General features: G+C 65.0%; 12 protein-coding genes, 1 tRNA gene and 1 pseudogene. All 14 read left to right on the forward strand.

Features of this window, described 5'->3' with window-relative positions; translation table 11 throughout:
• Window positions 1-135, forward strand: a pseudogene (tuf, locus tag VI238_RS10825) (elongation factor Tu); the annotation flags it as partial.
• Between the two features lie 136 nt (window positions 136-271).
• Window positions 272-347 (forward strand) — tRNA-Trp (locus tag VI238_RS10830).
• Between the two features lie 81 nt (window positions 348-428).
• Complete coding sequence (gene secE, locus VI238_RS10835) at window positions 429-815, forward strand: preprotein translocase subunit SecE (protein WP_331651187.1); 387 nt, start codon at window positions 429-431, stop codon at window positions 813-815.
• Between the two features lie 9 nt (window positions 816-824).
• Window positions 825-1,385, forward strand: a complete 561-nt coding sequence (gene nusG / locus VI238_RS10840) for a transcription termination/antitermination protein NusG (RefSeq protein WP_131995014.1) — start codon at window positions 825-827, stop codon at window positions 1,383-1,385.
• A 197-nt stretch (window positions 1,386-1,582) separates the two neighbouring features.
• Window positions 1,583-2,011 (forward strand): 50S ribosomal protein L11, encoded by a 429-nt coding sequence (gene rplK, locus VI238_RS10845; RefSeq protein WP_182518765.1) that lies wholly within the window; start codon window positions 1,583-1,585, stop codon window positions 2,009-2,011.
• 8 nt (window positions 2,012-2,019) lie between these two features.
• Window positions 2,020-2,715: a 50S ribosomal protein L1 gene (gene rplA / locus VI238_RS10850; RefSeq protein WP_331651201.1), complete on the forward strand. Its 696-nt coding sequence runs from the start codon at window positions 2,020-2,022 to the stop codon at window positions 2,713-2,715.
• Window positions 2,716-3,115: 400 nt separating this feature from the next.
• Window positions 3,116-3,634 carry a 50S ribosomal protein L10 gene (gene rplJ / locus VI238_RS10855; protein ID WP_331651191.1) on the forward strand — a complete coding sequence of 173 codons (519 nt, stop codon included), beginning with the start codon at window positions 3,116-3,118 and terminating at the stop codon, window positions 3,632-3,634.
• 60 nt (window positions 3,635-3,694) lie between these two features.
• Window positions 3,695-4,066: a 50S ribosomal protein L7/L12 gene (gene rplL / locus VI238_RS10860; RefSeq protein WP_182531205.1), complete on the forward strand. Its 372-nt coding sequence runs from the start codon at window positions 3,695-3,697 to the stop codon at window positions 4,064-4,066.
• A gap of 224 nt (window positions 4,067-4,290) precedes the next feature.
• Window positions 4,291-8,460 (forward strand): DNA-directed RNA polymerase subunit beta, encoded by a 4,170-nt coding sequence (gene rpoB, locus VI238_RS10865; RefSeq protein ID WP_331651194.1) that lies wholly within the window; start codon window positions 4,291-4,293, stop codon window positions 8,458-8,460.
• A 129-nt stretch (window positions 8,461-8,589) separates the two neighbouring features.
• Window positions 8,590-12,795 carry a DNA-directed RNA polymerase subunit beta' gene (rpoC, locus tag VI238_RS10870; RefSeq protein ID WP_331651195.1) on the forward strand — a complete coding sequence of 1,402 codons (4,206 nt, stop codon included), beginning with the start codon at window positions 8,590-8,592 and terminating at the stop codon, window positions 12,793-12,795.
• Between the two features lie 301 nt (window positions 12,796-13,096).
• Window positions 13,097-13,471: a 30S ribosomal protein S12 gene (gene rpsL, locus VI238_RS10875; RefSeq protein ID WP_182531202.1), complete on the forward strand. Its 375-nt coding sequence runs from the start codon at window positions 13,097-13,099 to the stop codon at window positions 13,469-13,471.
• 77 nt (window positions 13,472-13,548) lie between these two features.
• On the forward strand, window positions 13,549-14,016 hold the full coding sequence (gene rpsG / locus VI238_RS10880; protein ID WP_331651197.1) for a 30S ribosomal protein S7: 468 nt from the start codon (window positions 13,549-13,551) through the stop codon (window positions 14,014-14,016).
• A 128-nt stretch (window positions 14,017-14,144) separates the two neighbouring features.
• The gene (gene fusA / locus VI238_RS10885; RefSeq protein WP_331651199.1) at window positions 14,145-16,235 is read left to right on the forward strand and encodes an elongation factor G; all 2,091 of its coding nucleotides are present in this window, start codon (window positions 14,145-14,147) and stop codon (window positions 16,233-16,235) included.
• 92 nt (window positions 16,236-16,327) lie between these two features.
• A partial coding sequence (locus tag VI238_RS10890) for a GTP-binding protein (protein ID WP_331651203.1) occupies window positions 16,328-16,474 on the forward strand: 147 nt, incomplete at its 3' end.

Consider the following 16,474-nt stretch of genomic DNA (forward strand, 5'->3'; position numbering starts at 1 on the left):
GTCATGCCGGGCGACAACGTGAAGATGGTGGTGACGCTGATCGCGCCGATCGCGATGGACGAGGGCCTGCGCTTCGCGATCCGCGAGGGCGGCCGCACGGTCGGCGCCGGCGTGGTGGCGAAGATCGTCCAGTAAGGGCCGGGGTCGGCGGCGCGGTATACGTTTCGCCGATGGGCGAAACTACCGGTCCTGCACCGCCATCGGCTGTTCGTGACACGTCCGGCATGGATGCTGGTCCGTTCTTGGCGGTCACGGAAGACCGCAAAAGCCTACGCCAGTAGCTCAATTGGCAGAGCAGCGGTCTCCAAAACCGCAGGTTGGGGGTTCGAGTCCCTCCTGGCGTGCCACACGACGAGGAAGCAGGCGACGGAAATCGGTGAGTCGGCACGCGCGCGAGCGCGACCGCGGCCGGGTGAGTCGCACGAGATATGAACGCCAAGGTCGAAAAAGCTGGTTCGTCGAACGCGCTCGACATCGTCAAGCTCGTGCTCGCGGGTGCGCTGCTGGTGGCGGGGCTGGTCGCCTACTATTACTTCGCGGACTGGAACGGATGGGCGCGCTTCGGCATGCTCGTGGCCGGCGTGCTCGCTTCCGCCGCGGTCGGTGCCTTCACCGGGGTCGGTCGCACGGTGCGAGAATATCTTGCCGAGTCGCAGTTCGAGCTGCGCAAGGTCGTATGGCCCACCACCGACGAGACCGTGCGCACGACGCTGGTCATCGTCGTCGTCGTGATCATCCTGAGCCTCCTGCTCGGTCTGATCGACCTGATGCTGAAGTGGGTGGTCCTCGACCATCTGCTGAAGCTCGGGCGCTGAGGAGCAGGCATGAGCAAGCGCTGGTACGTGGTCCATGCCTATTCGGGCTTCGAGCATACGGTCGCACGCTCGCTCAAGGAGCGAGTCGCGCGCGCGGGCATGCAGGAGAAGTTCGGCGAAGTGCTGGTTCCGACCGAAGAAGTGATCGAGATGCGCGGTGGGCAGAAGCGCCGCAGCGAGCGGAAGTTCTTCCCCGGCTACGTGCTCGTGCAGATCGAAACGCATGACGAAGGCAAGGCGCTGAAGATCGACGACGAGTCGTGGCATCTCGTCAAGGAAACGCCGAAAGTCATGGGCTTCATCGGTGGTACCGCCGACCGTCCGTTGCCGATCAAGGATTCCGAAGCGGAAGGCATCCTGCAGCGCGTGCAGGAAGGCGCCGAGAAGCCGCGTCCGAAAGTGCTGTTCGAACCGGGCGAGATGGTGCGCGTCATCGAAGGGCCGTTCAACGACTTCAACGGCGTGGTCGAAGAGGTCAACTACGAGAAGAGCCGCCTGCGCGTGGCGGTGCTCATCTTCGGCCGGTCCACTCCGGTCGAACTGGAATTCGGCCAAGTCGAGAAGGCGTGAGCCGCGCCCGACGGGCTTGAAAACCTGCTATACTTTCCGGCTCCCTGCTTGGCCGGGACTGCGACCGGCCGCCTCGTGCGGCCGTCGGCGCAGACGGAGATGCGACGTGATGCCGGGACACGCGCCGCTTTCGACAACGACGATCCCGGCGCGATGGGGAGCCTGACCAACAGGCGTTTGCACCCGGAGAACGAGCAATGGCAAAGAAAGTAGTCGGTTACATCAAGTTGCAGGTGAAGGCCGGTCAGGCCAATCCGTCGCCGCCCGTGGGCCCCGCCCTCGGCCAGCGCGGCCTGAACATCATGGAGTTCTGCAAGGCGTTCAACGCCGCGACGCAGAAGCTCGAGCCGGGCCTGCCGATTCCGGTCGTGATCACCGCGTACTCCGACCGTACGTTCACGTTCATCACGAAGACGCCACCGGCGACGATCCTGCTGAAGAAGGCCGCAGGCATCACCTCGGGCTCCAAGCGCCCGAACACCGAGAAGGTGGGCAAGGTCACGCGCAAGCAGCTCGAGGACATCGCCAAGGCGAAGGAGCCCGACCTCACCGCGGCCGACCTCGATGCCGCCGTCCGCACGATTGCGGGCAGCGCGCGCAGCATGGGCCTGGTGTCGGAGATCTGAACATGAGCATGAAGATCAGCAAGCGTTACAAGGCGCTCAGCGCGAAGGTCACCCCGGGCAAGGTCTACTCGATCGACGAAGCCCTCAAGATCGTCAAGGAAGGCGCGAAGGCCAAGTTCCCCGAGTCTGTCGACGTGGCCGTGCGCCTCGGCATCGACGCCAAGAAGTCCGACCAGGGCGTTCGCGGTTCGGTCATGCTGCCGCACGGTACCGGCAAGACGGTCAAGGTCGCGGTGTTCTGCCCGCCGGGCGAGAAGGCGGAAGCGGCGAAGGCCGCGGGCGCCGATGCCGTCGGCATGGAGGACCTCGCCGAGCGCATGCAGGGCGGCGATCTCGACTTCGGTCGCGTGATCGCGACGCCGGATGCGATGCGCGTGGTCGGCAAGCTCGGCCAGTTGCTCGGCCCGCGTGGCCTCATGCCGAACCCGAAGGATGGCTCCGTCGCAGCCGACGTCGTCACCGCGGTGAAGAATGCGAAGGCGGGCCAGGTCAAGTTCCGCAACGACAAGGCCGGCATCGTGCATTGCTCGATCGGCAAGGCCTCGTTCGAGGCGGGCGCATTGAAGGACAACCTGAACGCGCTGCTGGCCGACCTGCAGAAGGCGAAGCCGGCGTCGGCCAAGGGCCAGTACCTGCAGAAGGTATCGATCTCGAGCACGATGGGCGTCGGCGTGGCGGTCGATCCTTCGTCGGTCGCGGTCTGATCGAAGGAACGGGGCCGGCGCGGCTCGTCCGCGACCGGCTCGCCTGCCGACCCCGGCAGGGATGTGACGGCGATCCGCGGGATCGCCGGGCAGCAGCGAAATTTTGAGGGCGACCGCGCGAGCGGGAGCCGTCAAAGACCGCAGGCGGCCTAAACGACGTGGTCGGGACGCAAGGAAGCACGAGTGGCATGGATCGTCCCGATCCCGTCGGCGAAGCCTCAAAAACCCAGCCTGCGCAGATGGTGTCGCCTCCTGGAAAAATCTGGTTCACCGCCTCTGGGCAGACCAGTCAGACAGGCCACCACCGGGACGCTTCCCTGCGTCCCCGGCGTCCAGGAAGGATGCCGTTCAGGACCGCCGCGGCGCGAGCCGTGCGCGGAGTTCAATTGGAGGAGTGCTAATGGCTCTCAATCTGTCCCAGAAGAAAGAAGTTGTCGCGGAACTGGCTGAAGTCGCCGCCAGGGCCCACTCCCTCGTTGCGGTCGAGTACGCGGGCACCACGGTCGAGCAGATGACCGCGATGCGCAAGAAGGCTCGCGAGACGGGCGTGTTCCTCAAGGTCGTGAAGAACACCCTGGCCTCGCGTGCCGTCGCCGGCACCGAGTACGAGTGCGTCAAGGATTCCCTGGTCGGTCCGCTGCTTTACGCCTTCTCGAACGAGGAGCCGGGTGCAGCTGGTCGCCTGATCAAGGAATTCGCCAAGAGCAACGACAAGCTGAAGGCGAAGGTCGTCGTCGTCGGTGGCCAGCAGTATCCGGCCAGCCACGTCGACGTGCTCGCTTCGCTGCCCACGCTCGAGCAGGCGCTCGGCATGCTGGCTCGCGCGCTCGCCGAACCGGCGGCCATGTTCGCCCGTGCGGTCAAGGCGGTGGCCGACAAGCAGGGCGGTGGCGAAGCCGCTCCGGCCGAGACGGCCTGAGCCCGCTCTCCGGCGACCCACGCTGAACCCTTTCCAGAATATTCACCGAGGTAAATACCAATGTCCCTTTCCAACGAACAAATCGTCGAAGCCGTCGCCTCGAAGACCCTCATGGAAGTCATGGAGCTGGTCAAGGCGATCGAAGAGAAGTTCGGCGTCTCCGCTGCCGCTCCGGTCGCCGTCGCGGGTCCGGCTGCCGCCGCTGCCGCGCCGGCCGAGGAGCAGACCGAATTCACCGTCGTGCTGAAGAGCGCGGGCGAGAAGAAGGTCGACGTGATCAAGGCCGTCCGCGCGATCACGGGTCTCGGCCTCAAGGAAGCCAAGGACCTCACCGAGGCCGGTGGCGTCCTCAAGGAAGGCGTGTCGAAGGACGACGCCGCGAAGTTCAAGAAGGATCTCGAGGCTGCCGGCGCTACCGTCGAAGTGAAGTAAGCGACGCGCGAATCGCGTTGCCTGCTGCTGCAGCCAAGTGAAGCCAAGCCTGGGGGCGAAAGCTCCCGGGCTTTGCCCGTTCCCGCGATGCCGAAGCGGGCATGGGAAATTGCGACGGAGTCCTCATGTAAGGGGGTTCGCCGCGCCATTTCCGATGTCCGTTTTTCCGCCGGTTTTCTTCCAGCGACGTGCCGCCGTCGCGCGCTGTACGAGGTGTGCTCCTCATGACTCAGACGACCTACTCCTTCACCGAAAAGAAGCGTATCCGCAAGGACTTCGGCAAGCGTCCGCCGGTGCTCGGTGTTCCTTTCCTGCTGGCCATCCAGGTCGACTCGTATCGCGAGTTCCTGCAGGCCGAGGTCGAACCGAACGCGCGCGAGGACAAGGGCCTGCATGCGGCGCTGCGTTCGGTGTTCCCGATCACGAGCTACTCCGGCAGTGCGGCGCTCGAGTACGTCAACTACCGCCTCGGCGAGCCGCCGTTTGACGAGCGTGAGTGCCGCTCGCGCGGCATGAGCTACGGCGCGCCGCTGCGCGTGACCGTGCGCCTCGTCATCTACGACAAGGAGTCGTCGAACAAGGCGATCAAGTACGTCAAGGAGCAGGAGGTCTACATGGGCGAACTGCCCCTGATGACCGATACCGGCACCTTCATCGTCAACGGCACCGAACGCGTCATCGTGTCGCAGCTGCATCGTTCGCCGGGCGTGTTCTTCGACCACGATCGCGGCAAGACCCACAGCTCGGGCAAGCTGCTCTACAGCGCACGCGTGATCCCTTATCGTGGCTCGTGGCTCGATTTCGAATTCGACCCGAAGGACGCGCTGTTCACCCGCATCGATCGCCGCCGCAAGCTGCCGGTGACGGTGCTGCTGCGCGCGCTCGGCTACACCAACGAGGAAATGCTCGCGATCTTCTTCGAGCACAACGTGTTCCATCTCGGCAAGAAGGACAGCGCCAGGCTGGATCTCGTCGCCGAGCGCCTGCGTGGCGAAACGCTGAACTTCGACCTGCGCATTGACGACGCGGTCGTCGTCGAAGCCGGCAAGCGCATCACCGCACGCCACGTGAAGCAGCTCGAAAAGGCCTCGATCAAGTCGCTCGAGGTGCCCGACGAGTACCTCGTCGGCCGCATCCTCGCGCACGACGTCGTCGACACCAAGACCGGCGAGCTGCTCGCGTCGGCGAACGACGAACTCAACGACGCGCACCTCGAGGCGTTCCGCAAGGCCGGCGTCGACAAGATCGCCACGCTGTGGGTCAACGACCTCGATCGCGGCGACTACATCTCCAAGACGCTGCGCATCGATCCTTCGAAGACGCCGCTCGAAGCGCTCGTCGAGATCTACCGCATGATGCGCCCGGGCGAGCCGCCGACCAAGGATGCCGCGCAGAACCTGTTCCAGAACCTGTTCTTCTCGGCCGAGCGCTACGACCTCGATCGAGTCGGCCGCATGAAGTTCAACCGCCGCGTCGGCCGCAAGGACGACAGGGGTCCCGGCATCCTCTACGACGGCAAGTACTTCGGCGAGCGCGGAGACGAGATGTCGAAGTCGCTGGTGAAGGAATTCGGCGCGGGTTCCGACATCCTCGACGTGATCAAGGTGCTGATCGAGATCCGTAACGGTCGCGGCATCGTCGACGACATCGACCACCTCGGCAACCGTCGCGTGCGTTCGGTCGGCGAGATGGCCGAGAACGTGTTCCGCATCGGCCTCGTGCGCGTCGAACGCGCGGTGAAGGAGCGCCTGTCGCTGGCGGAGGCCGACGGCCTGACGCCGCAGGACCTCATCAACGCCAAGCCGGTCGCGGCCGCGGTGAAGGAGTTCTTCGGCTCCTCGCAGCTGTCGCAGTTCATGGACCAGAACAACCCGCTGTCGGAGGTCACGCACAAGCGTCGCGTCTCGGCGCTCGGTCCCGGCGGCCTCACGCGCGAGCGCGCGGGCTTCGAGGTGCGCGACGTGCACCCGACCCATTACGGTCGCGTCTGCACGATCGAAACGCCGGAAGGCCCGAACATCGGCCTGATCAACTCGCTTGCCGTCTACGCGCGCACCAACGACTACGGCTTCCTCGAGACGCCGTACCGCAAGGTCAACAACGGCAAGATCACCAATCAGGTCGAGTACCTGTCGGCGATCGACGAAGGCGAATACGTGATCGCGCAGGCGAACTCGCCGCTGAACAAGGACGGCACGTTCGTCGAAGACTTCGTCTCGTGCCGCTTCCGCGGCGAATCGGAGCTGCGTCCGGCCAGCGAGATCAATTACATGGACGTATCGCCGATGCAGACCGTGTCGGTCGCCGCGGCGCTGGTTCCGTTCCTCGAGCATGACGACGCCAACCGCGCGCTGATGGGCGCGAACATGCAGCGCCAGGCCGTCCCGACGCTGCGCTCGCAGACGCCGCTGGTCGGCACCGGCATCGAACGCGCTGTCGCGCGCGACTCCGGCGTCACCGTGGCCGCCAGGCGTGCCGGCGTGATCGACCAGGTCGACGCGGGCCGCATCGTCGTGCGCGTGAACGAGGACGAGATCGGCGAGAGCGATGCCGGCGTCGACATCTACACGCTGACCAAGTACACGCGTTCGAACCAGAACACGAACCTGAACCAGCGTCCGCTCGTCAACGTGGGCGATCGCGTCGAGCGCGGAGACGTACTCGCGGATGGTTCGTCGACCGATCTCGGCGAGCTTGCGCTCGGCCAGAACATGCTGGTCGCGTTCATGCCCTGGAACGGCTACAACTTCGAGGACTCGATCCTGCTGTCCGAGCGCGTGGTCGAGGAAGATCGCTACACGACGATCCACATCGAAGAGCTCACCTGCGTCGCGCGCGACACCAAGCTCGGCCCGGAGGAGATCTCGGCCGACATCCCGAACGTCGGCGAGCAGGCGCTCGCGCGCCTCGACGAGTCTGGCGTCGTCTATATCGGCGCCGAAGTGAAGGCGGGAGACATCCTCGTCGGCAAGGTCACGCCAAAGGGCGAGTCGCAGCTGACGCCAGAAGAGAAGCTGCTGCGCGCGATCTTCGGCGAGAAGGCCTCCGACGTGAAGGACAGCTCGTTGCGCGTGCCGCCGGGCATGGACGGCACCGTCATCGACGTCACCGTGTTCACCCGCGACGGCATCGAGAAGGACAAGCGTGCGCGCCAGATCGAAGAGATGGAGATCAAGCGCATCAAGAAGGACTTCGACGACCAGTTCCGCATCCTCGAAGGCGCGATCTACAACCGCCTGCGCGTGGCGCTCGTCGGCAAGGTCGCCAACGGCGGCCCGGGCACCCTGAAGAAGGGCGCGGAGATCACCGACGAGTACCTCGACGGCCTGAAGAAGGACGAGTGGTTCGCGATCCGCATGAAGGACGAGGACGCCGCCGAGTTCCTCGAGCGCGCGCAGGAGCAGGTCAAGCGCCACAAGGAGGAGTTCGACCAGCGCTTCAAGGCGAAGCAGGCGAAGATCACCGCCGGCGACGACCTCGCACCGGGCGTGCTCAAGATGGTCAAGGTCTACCTGGCCGTTAAGCGCCGCATCCAGCCGGGCGACAAGATGGCCGGTCGCCACGGCAACAAGGGTGTCGTGTCGATGATCGTGCCGGTCGAGGACATGCCGTACGCGAAGGACGGCCGTCCGGTCGACATCGTGCTGAATCCGCTCGGCGTGCCGTCGCGAATGAACATCGGGCAGATCCTCGAAGTCCATCTCGGCTGGGCCGCGAAGGGCCTTGGGGAAAAGATCGACCGCATGATCAAGGCGCAGGCCAAGGTCGCGGAGCTGCGCAAGTTCCTCGACGAGGTCTACAACTCGAATGCGTCCAAGGAGGCCGCGGCCGGGCACCACGTCAACCTGAAGTCGCTCACCGACGAGGAACTGCTTGCGCTCGCGCAGAACCTCACGGAAGGCGTGCCGATGGCGACGCCGGTGTTCGACGGCGCGTTCGAGGAGGAGATCAAGGCGATGCTGAAGCTTGCGGACCTGCCCGAGTCCGGCCAGACCATGCTGTACGACGGCCGTACCGGCGAAGCGTTCGATCGCCCGGTGACGGTCGGTTACATGCACATGCTCAAGCTCAACCATCTCGTCGACGACAAGATGCACGCGCGTTCGACCGGTCCGTATTCGCTCGTCACGCAGCAGCCGCTCGGCGGCAAGGCGCAGTTCGGCGGCCAGCGCTTCGGCGAAATGGAAGTCTGGGCGCTGGAGGCGTACGGCGCGGCGTACACGCTGCAGGAGATGCTGACGGTCAAGTCCGACGACGTGTCGGGCCGCAACCAGATGTACAAGAACATCGTCGACGGCGACCACGAGATGGTGGCCGGCATGCCGGAGTCCTTCAATGTGCTCGTGAAGGAAATCCGCTCGCTGGCGATCAACATGGAGCTGGAAGAGCGCTGATCGAAGCATGGCTGGCGACCGGGGGCGGAGGGCTGAAAAGCACGCAAGCCTCGCCGCTCCCGATCTCCAGCCCTCCGCTCTCAGCCTTCGGCCTTCTTCGAAAGAATTGCTCCATCCGGAGATATCCAAATGAAAGACCTTCTCAATCTCTTCAACCAGCAGCGCCAGTCGCTCGATTTCGATTCGATCAAGATCGCGCTGGCTTCGCCCGACCTGATCCGCTCGTGGTCGTTCGGCGAGGTGAAGAAGCCCGAGACCATCAACTACCGCACGTTCAAGCCCGAGCGTGACGGCCTGTTCTGCGCCGCGATCTTCGGCCCGATCAAGGACTACGAGTGCCTGTGCGGCAAGTACAAGCGCATGAAGCACCGCGGCGTCGTGTGCGAGAAGTGCGGCACCGAAGTCACCCTCGCCAAGGTGCGCCGCGAGCGCATGGGCCACATCGAGCTGGCGTCGCCGACGGCGCACATCTGGTTCCTGAAGTCGCTGCCGTCGCGCATCGGCCTCATGCTCGACATGACGTTGCGCGACATCGAGCGCATCCTCTACTTCGAAGCGTACGTCGTGGTCGACCCGGGCCTGACCGCGCTCGAGCGCGGCCAGCTGCTGAACGAGGAACAGTACCTGCAGTCGGTCGAGGAGCACGGCGACGAATTCGATGCGCGCATGGGCGCCGAGGCTGTCTACGAGTTGCTCAAGACGATCGACCTCAACCAGGAACTGATCAAGCTCCGCGAAGAGATCGCCGCGACGAACTCCGAGACCAAGCTCAAGCGACTCAGCAAGCGCATCAAGCTGGTCGAGGCCTTCCTCGAGTCGGGCAACCGCCCGGAGTTCATGGTGCTGACCGTGCTGCCGGTGCTGCCGCCCGACCTGCGTCCGCTCGTGCCGCTCGACGGTGGCCGTTTCGCCACTTCGGATCTCAACGACCTGTATCGCCGCGTCATCAACCGCAATAACCGCCTCAAGCGCCTGCTCGAGCTCAACGCACCCGACATCATCGTGCGCAACGAGAAGCGCATGCTGCAGGAAGCGGTCGACGCGTTGATGGACAACGGCCGTCGCGGGCGCGCGATCACGGGCACCAACAAGCGCCCGCTCAAGTCGCTCGCGGACATGATCAAGGGCAAGCAGGGGCGCTTCCGCCAGAACCTGCTCGGCAAGCGCGTCGACTACTCCGGCCGCTCGGTCATCGTGGTCGGCCCGACGCTGAAGCTGCACCAGTGCGGTTTGCCGAAGAAGATGGCGCTCGAGCTGTTCAAGCCGTTCATCTTCTCCAAGCTGCAGCGCCGTGGCCTCGCCACCACGATCAAGGCGGCGAAGAAGCTCGTCGAGCGCGAGAGCGCGGAGGTGTGGGACATCCTCGAGGAGGTGATCCGCGAGCATCCGGTGCTGCTCAATCGCGCACCGACGCTGCACCGCCTCGGCATCCAGGCGTTCGAGCCCGTGCTCATCGAAGGCAAGGCCATCCAGCTGCACCCGCTCGTCTGTACGGCGTTCAACGCCGACTTCGACGGCGACCAGATGGCCGTGCACGTACCGCTGTCGCTCGAGGCGCAGCTCGAGGCGCGCGCGCTGATGATGTCGACGAACAACATCCTGTCGCCCGCCAACGGCGAGCCGATCATCGTGCCGACCCAGGACGTCGTCCTCGGCCTGTACTACATGACGCGCGCGCTGGAGAACGCGAAGGGCGAGGGCATGGCGTTCGCCAATGTCGCCGAAGTCCACCGCGCCTACGACAATCGCGCGGTCGAGCTGCACGCCAAGGTCAAGGTGCGCCTGCGCCAGGTCGAGTTCGACGACAACGGCACGCGCACCGAGAAGTCGACCCTGGTCGACACGACGGTCGGTCGCGCGCTGCTCGCCGAGATCCTGCCCGAAGGACTGCCGTTCGCGCTCGTCAACATCGAGCTTACGAAGAAGGCGATCTCGCGCCTGATCAACCAGTGCTATCGCCGCCTCGGCCTCAAGGACACGGTCGTGTTCGCGGACCAGCTCATGTACACGGGCTTCCACTACGCGACGCGCGCCGGCATGTCGATCGGCATCGACGACATGAAGATCCCGGGCGAGAAGAAGGGCATCCTCGAAGAGGCCGAGAAGGAAGTCACGGAGATCCAGCAGCAGTACCAGTCCGGCCTCGTGACCGCCGGCGAGCGCTACAACAAAGTCGTCGACATCTGGTCGCGCACGAACGAGCGCGTCGCGAAGGCGATGATGGACGGCATCGGTTCCGACAAGGTCAAGACCCGCAAGGGCGAAGTGATCGAACAGAAGTCGATGAATTCGCTGTTCATCATGGCCGACTCGGGTGCGCGAGGCAGCGCGGCGCAGATCCGCCAGCTGGCCGGCATGCGTGGCCTGATGGCTCGTCCGGACGGCTCGATCATCGAGACGCCGATCAAGGCGAACTTCCGCGAGGGCCTGAACGTCCTGCAGTACTTCAACTCGACGCACGGCGCCCGAAAGGGCCTCGCCGATACGGCGCTGAAGACCGCGAACTCCGGCTACCTGACCCGTCGACTCGTCGACGTCGCGCAGGACGTCGTCGTGACCGAGACCGACTGCGACACCAAGTCCGGCCTCACGATGGCTCCGATCGTCGAAGGCGGCGATGTCGTCGAGGCGCTGAAGGATCGCGTGCTCGGTCGCGTGGTCGCCGAGGACGTATTCGCGCCGGGCAACGACGAGGATCCGATCGTTCCGCGTAATTCGCTGCTCGACGAGGCGATGGTCGACAAGCTCGAGGTTGCCGGCGTGCAGTCGGTGCTCGTGCGCTCGCCGATCACCTGCGATGCCCGCTTCGGCGTCTGCGCGATGTGCTACGGGCGTGACCTCGCGCGAGGACACCTGGTCAACATCGGCGAAGCGGTCGGCGTCATCGCCGCGCAGTCGATCGGCGAGCCGGGCACCCAGCTGACGATGCGAACGTTCCATATCGGTGGCGCCGCGTCGCGAGCCGCCGCGGTCGACAACGTGCAGGTGAAGACGACCGGCACGCTGAAGTTCACCAACCTCAAGACCGTTGCGCACAGCGCGGGCCACCTGGTCGCCGTGTCGCGTTCGGGCGAACTGTCGGTCATGGACACCCACGGCCGCGAGCGCGAGCGCTACAAGGTGCCGTACGGCGCGGTCATCGACGCGAAGGATGGCGCCGCGGTCAAGGCCGGCCAGACCGTCGCGAAGTGGGACCCGCATACCCATCCGATCGTGTCGGAAGTCGCGGGTGTGGTCCGCTTCATCGACTTCCAGGACGGCATCACCGTGCAGGAGCAGGTCGACGAGCTGACCGGCCTTGCGAGTGCGGTCGTCACGGATCCGAAGCGTCGTGGCGGCACGGCCAAGGACCTGCGCCCGATGGTGCGCCTGGTCGACAAGAAGGGCGGTGAACTGCGGCTTCCCGGCACGGACATCCCGGCGCAGTACTTCCTGCCGGCGGGCGCGATCGTGTCGCTCCAGAACGGCTCCGAGGTCGGCGTCGGCGACGTCGTCGCGCGTATTCCGCAGGAAACGTCGAAGACGCGCGACATCACCGGTGGCTTGCCGCGCGTGGCCGACCTGTTCGAGGCACGCAAGCCGAAGGAGCCGGCGATCCTGGCGGAGCGGTCCGGCGTGGTCAGCTTCGGCAAGGACACCAAGGGCAAGCAGCGGCTGATCATCCGCGATACGGACGGCAACGAGCACGAGGAGCTGATTCCGAAGTGGCGCCACGTGATCGTGTTCGAAGGCGAGCACGTCGAGAAGGGCGAGACGATCGTCGACGGTGAGCCGAATCCGCACGACATCCTGCGCCTGCTCGGCGTCGAGCCGCTCGCGGCCTACCTCGTCAAGGAAATCCAGGACGTCTACCGCCTGCAGGGCGTGAAGATCAACGACAAGCACATCGAAGCGATCATTCGCCAGATGCTGCGCAAGGTGGAGATCGCCGAGGCGGGCGACACGCGTTTCCTGCGTGGCGAACAGGTCGACCGTTCGCGCCTGCTCGAGGAGAACTCGCGTGCGGAGGCGCGCAACGAGCGCGTGGCCGAGATGCTGCCGGTGCTGCTCGGCATCACGAAGGCGTCGCTGGCGACGGAGTCGTTCATCTCGGCCGCGTCGTTCCAGGAAACCACCCGTGTGCTCACCGAGGCAGCCGTGCGCGGCACCCGCGATACCTTGCGGGGCCTGAAGGAAAATGTTATCGTCGGACGCTTGATTCCAGCCGGCACCGGTCTTGCCTACCACGCCCAGCGGCGCAGCAGGCAGGGTGCATTGACCGAGCAGGAGCGCGAAACGCTGGGTGCCACGAGTTCGGTGGCCGAGGCGGTCGCCGAAGACGGCGATTCGCATTGATCCAGCGCCCCATGCGGGCTGATGCGACCAGGCCTGCGAGAGCGGGCCTCCGGGCGAACCGGAGCTCCCCGCAGCGGGGTGGCGATCAGCCGGGGCGGTACGACGACATCGAAAAGAGGCGAAGGATTCGCCTCGTGTTCGAGGGCAGGGAGCGAGGCGCTGGACACGCGGCGGGTTGACCGTTGCGTTAGGCGCACGTTATACTCTTTTGTCTCGGCAGGCCGAATTCATTCGGCCTGCCTTTTGTTTCCCGGACGATTCCGGGTCTCCTTTCAAGATCCCGCAGGCACGGTTCAAACGCATGTCAACAGTCAATCAGCTGGTACGCAAGCCGCGTAGCCCGAAGACGTACAAGAGCGCGTCCCCGGCTCTCGCGAACTGCCCGCAGCGTCGCGGCGTCTGCACGCGCGTCTACACGACCACGCCGAAGAAGCCGAATTCGGCTCTGCGCAAGGTCGCCAAGGTGCGCCTGACGAACGGCTTCGAGGTCATCAGCTATATCGGTGGCGAAGGCCACAACCTGCAGGAGCACTCGGTGGTGCTCATCCGTGGCGGTCGCGTGAAGGACCTGCCGGGCGTGCGCTATCACACCGTGCGCGGCAGCCTCGATGCGGCCGGCGTGACCAAGCGTCGCCAGAGCCGTTCGAAGTACGGCGCGAAGCGCCCGAAGAGCTGATCCGCTCGCCATCCGACAGGCGCCTCGAGCGCTTGAGTATCAAGCGGCCCGTGTGGCCGCATCATTGAGAAGAATCTATGTCACGCAAAGGTCAAACCCCGACGCGCACGCTCCTGCCGGACCCCAAGCACGGCAGCCAGGTCATCGCCCGCTTCATCAACATGGTGATGCAGAGCGGCAAGAAGTCGGTCGCGGAGAAGATCGTCTACGGCGCGCTCGATCACATCGGCGAGAAGCATGCCGAGCCGGTCGCGCTGGTCGAGAAGGCACTCAGCAATGTCGCCCCGGCGGTCGAGGTCAAGTCCCGCCGCGTCGGCGGCGCGACGTACCAGGTGCCGGTCGAAGTGCGTTCCACGCGCCGCACCGCTTTGGCGATGCGCTGGCTCATCGATGCGGCGCGCAAGCGCGGCGAGAACACGATGCCGCGCAAGCTCGCGGCCGAGCTGCTCGAGGCTTCCGAGAACCGCGGTGGCGCGGTGAAGAAGCGCGAGGAGACGCACCGCATGGCGGAAGCGAACAAGGCGTTCTCGCACTACCGCTGGTAAGCGGTTTCGCGCGCCCCGCGATTCGCCCGGATCGCGGCATGCGGGGCCCGGCGCCCCGTATCCGAACTCGTACCGCAGCCGGGAAGGCTGCTCCATCGCGGGAAGGACTCCCGGGAAAGGTAATCACAATGGCTCGCACCACACCTATCGAGCGCTACCGCAATTTCGGCATCATGGCCCACATCGATGCCGGAAAGACCACCACGACCGAGCGCATCCTCTATTACACCGGCGTCAATCACAAGATTGGCGAGGTGCACGAGGGCGCCGCGACGATGGACTGGATGGAGCAGGAGCAGGAACGCGGAATCACGATCACGTCGGCCGCGACGACCTGCTTCTGGACCGGCATGGATCGCTCGTTCCCGCAGCATCGCTTCAACATCATCGACACCCCCGGGCACGTCGACTTCACGATCGAAGTCGAGCGTTCGCTGCGCGTGCTCGATGGCGCGGTGTTCGTGCTGTGCGCGGTCGGCGGCGTGCAGCCGCAGTCCGAGACCGTGTGGCGCCAGGCCAACAAGTACGGCGTGCCGCGCCTCGCGTTCGTCAACAAGATGGACCGTACCGGTGCCGACTTCGACAAGGTCGTCGGGCAGCTGAAGTCGCGCCTGGGCGCGCACCCGGTGCCGATGCAGGTGCCGATCGGCGCCGAAGACGCCTTCGAGGGCGTGGTCGATCTCGTCAAGATGAAGGCGATCTACTGGGACGCCGAATCGCAGGGCATGTCGTTCGAATACCGCGACATTCCGGCGCATCTCAAGGACGTCTGCGAGAAGGCGCATTCGTTCCTCGTCGAGTCGGCCGCCGAGACGTCGGAAGAGCTCATGAACAAGTACCTCGAGGAAGGTTCGCTTTCCGAGGACGAGATCCATGCGGGCATCCGCGACGCGGTGATCGGCAACAAGCTGATTCCGGTGTTCTGCGGCACGGCCTTCAAGAACAAGGGCGTGCAGGCGATGCTCGACGCGGTCGTGCGCTACCTGCCCGCGCCGTCGGATCGTCCGCCGGTCAAGGGCATCGACGAGAACGAGAAGGAAGACTCGCGTAACGCCGACGATGCGGCGCCGTTCTCGGCGCTCGCGTTCAAGATCATGACCGACCCGTTCGTCGGTTCGTTGACGTTCTTCCGCGTCTATTCGGGCGTGCTGAACTCGGGCGATACCGTCTACAACCCGGTCAAGAGCAGGAAGGAACGCGTCGGCCGCATCTTGCAGATGCACGCAGCCGAACGCAGCGAGATCAAGGAAGTCCGCGCGGGCGACATTGCCGCGGCGGTCGGCCTCAAGGACGTCACGACCGGCGATACGCTGTGCGCGACCGACAATGTGATCACGCTCGAGCGGATGACGTTCCCGGACCCGGTGATCGCGATGGCGGTCGAGCCGAAGACGAAGTCGGACCAGGAAAAGATGGGTATCGCCCTGTCGCGCCTCGCGCAGGAAGATCCGTCGTTCCGCGTCCGCTCGGACGAGGAATCGGGCCAGACGATCATCGCCGGCATGGGCGAACTGCACCTCGAGATCATCGTCGACCGCATGAAGCGTGAGTTCAACGTCGAGGCGAACGTCGGCAAGCCGCAGGTTGCCTACCGCGAGACGATCCGCAAGGCGGTCAAGCAGGAAGGCAAGTTCGTGCGCCAGTCGGGCGGCAAGGGCCAGTACGGCCACGTGGTTCTCGAGATCGAGCCGCAGCAGCGCGGCGCGGGCTATCTGTTCGAGAACGTCACGGTCGGCGGTTCCGTGCCGAAGGAATACGTGCCAGCGGTCGACAAGGGCATCCGCGAGGCGATGACCAGTGGTCCGATGGCGGGCTTCCCGGTCGTCGACATCAAGATCAAGCTCGTCGACGGTTCGTACCACGAGGTCGACTCGAACGAAATGGCGTTCAAGATCGCCGGTTCGATGGGCTTCAAGGAAGGCTTCAACAAGGCCAGCCCGGTGCTGCTCGAGCCGATCATGAAGGTCGAGGTGGTCACGCCCGAGGACTACATGGGCGACGTGATGGGCGACCTGAGCCGCCGGCGCGGCGTGCTGCAGGGTTCGGACGATTCGCCGTCCGGCAAGGTCATCAACGCGATGGTTCCGCTCGGCGAGATGTTCGGTTACGCGACCAGCCTGCGCTCGATGTCGCAGGGTCGCGCGACCTTCACGATGGAATTCGACCACTACGCCGAGGCGCCGAACAACATCGCCGAAGCGGTCATCAAAAAGTCGTGATTCGTGATTCGGGATTCGTGGTTCGGAAGAGCACGGATCCCGCTTTCTCCGAATCACCAATCACCAGTCACGAATTTCTGAGGTAGAAAGTCATGTCGAAGGAAAAATTCGAGCGCAAGAAGCCGCACGTGAACGTGGGCACGATCGGCCACGTCGACCACGGCAAGACGACGCTGACGGCGGCGCTGACGAAGATCGGTGCGGAGCGGTTCGGCGGCGAATTCAAGGCGTACGACCAG

It is taken from the genome of Dokdonella sp., from assembly GCF_036518555.1.
Lineage (GTDB): Bacteria > Pseudomonadota > Gammaproteobacteria > Xanthomonadales > Rhodanobacteraceae > Dokdonella_A.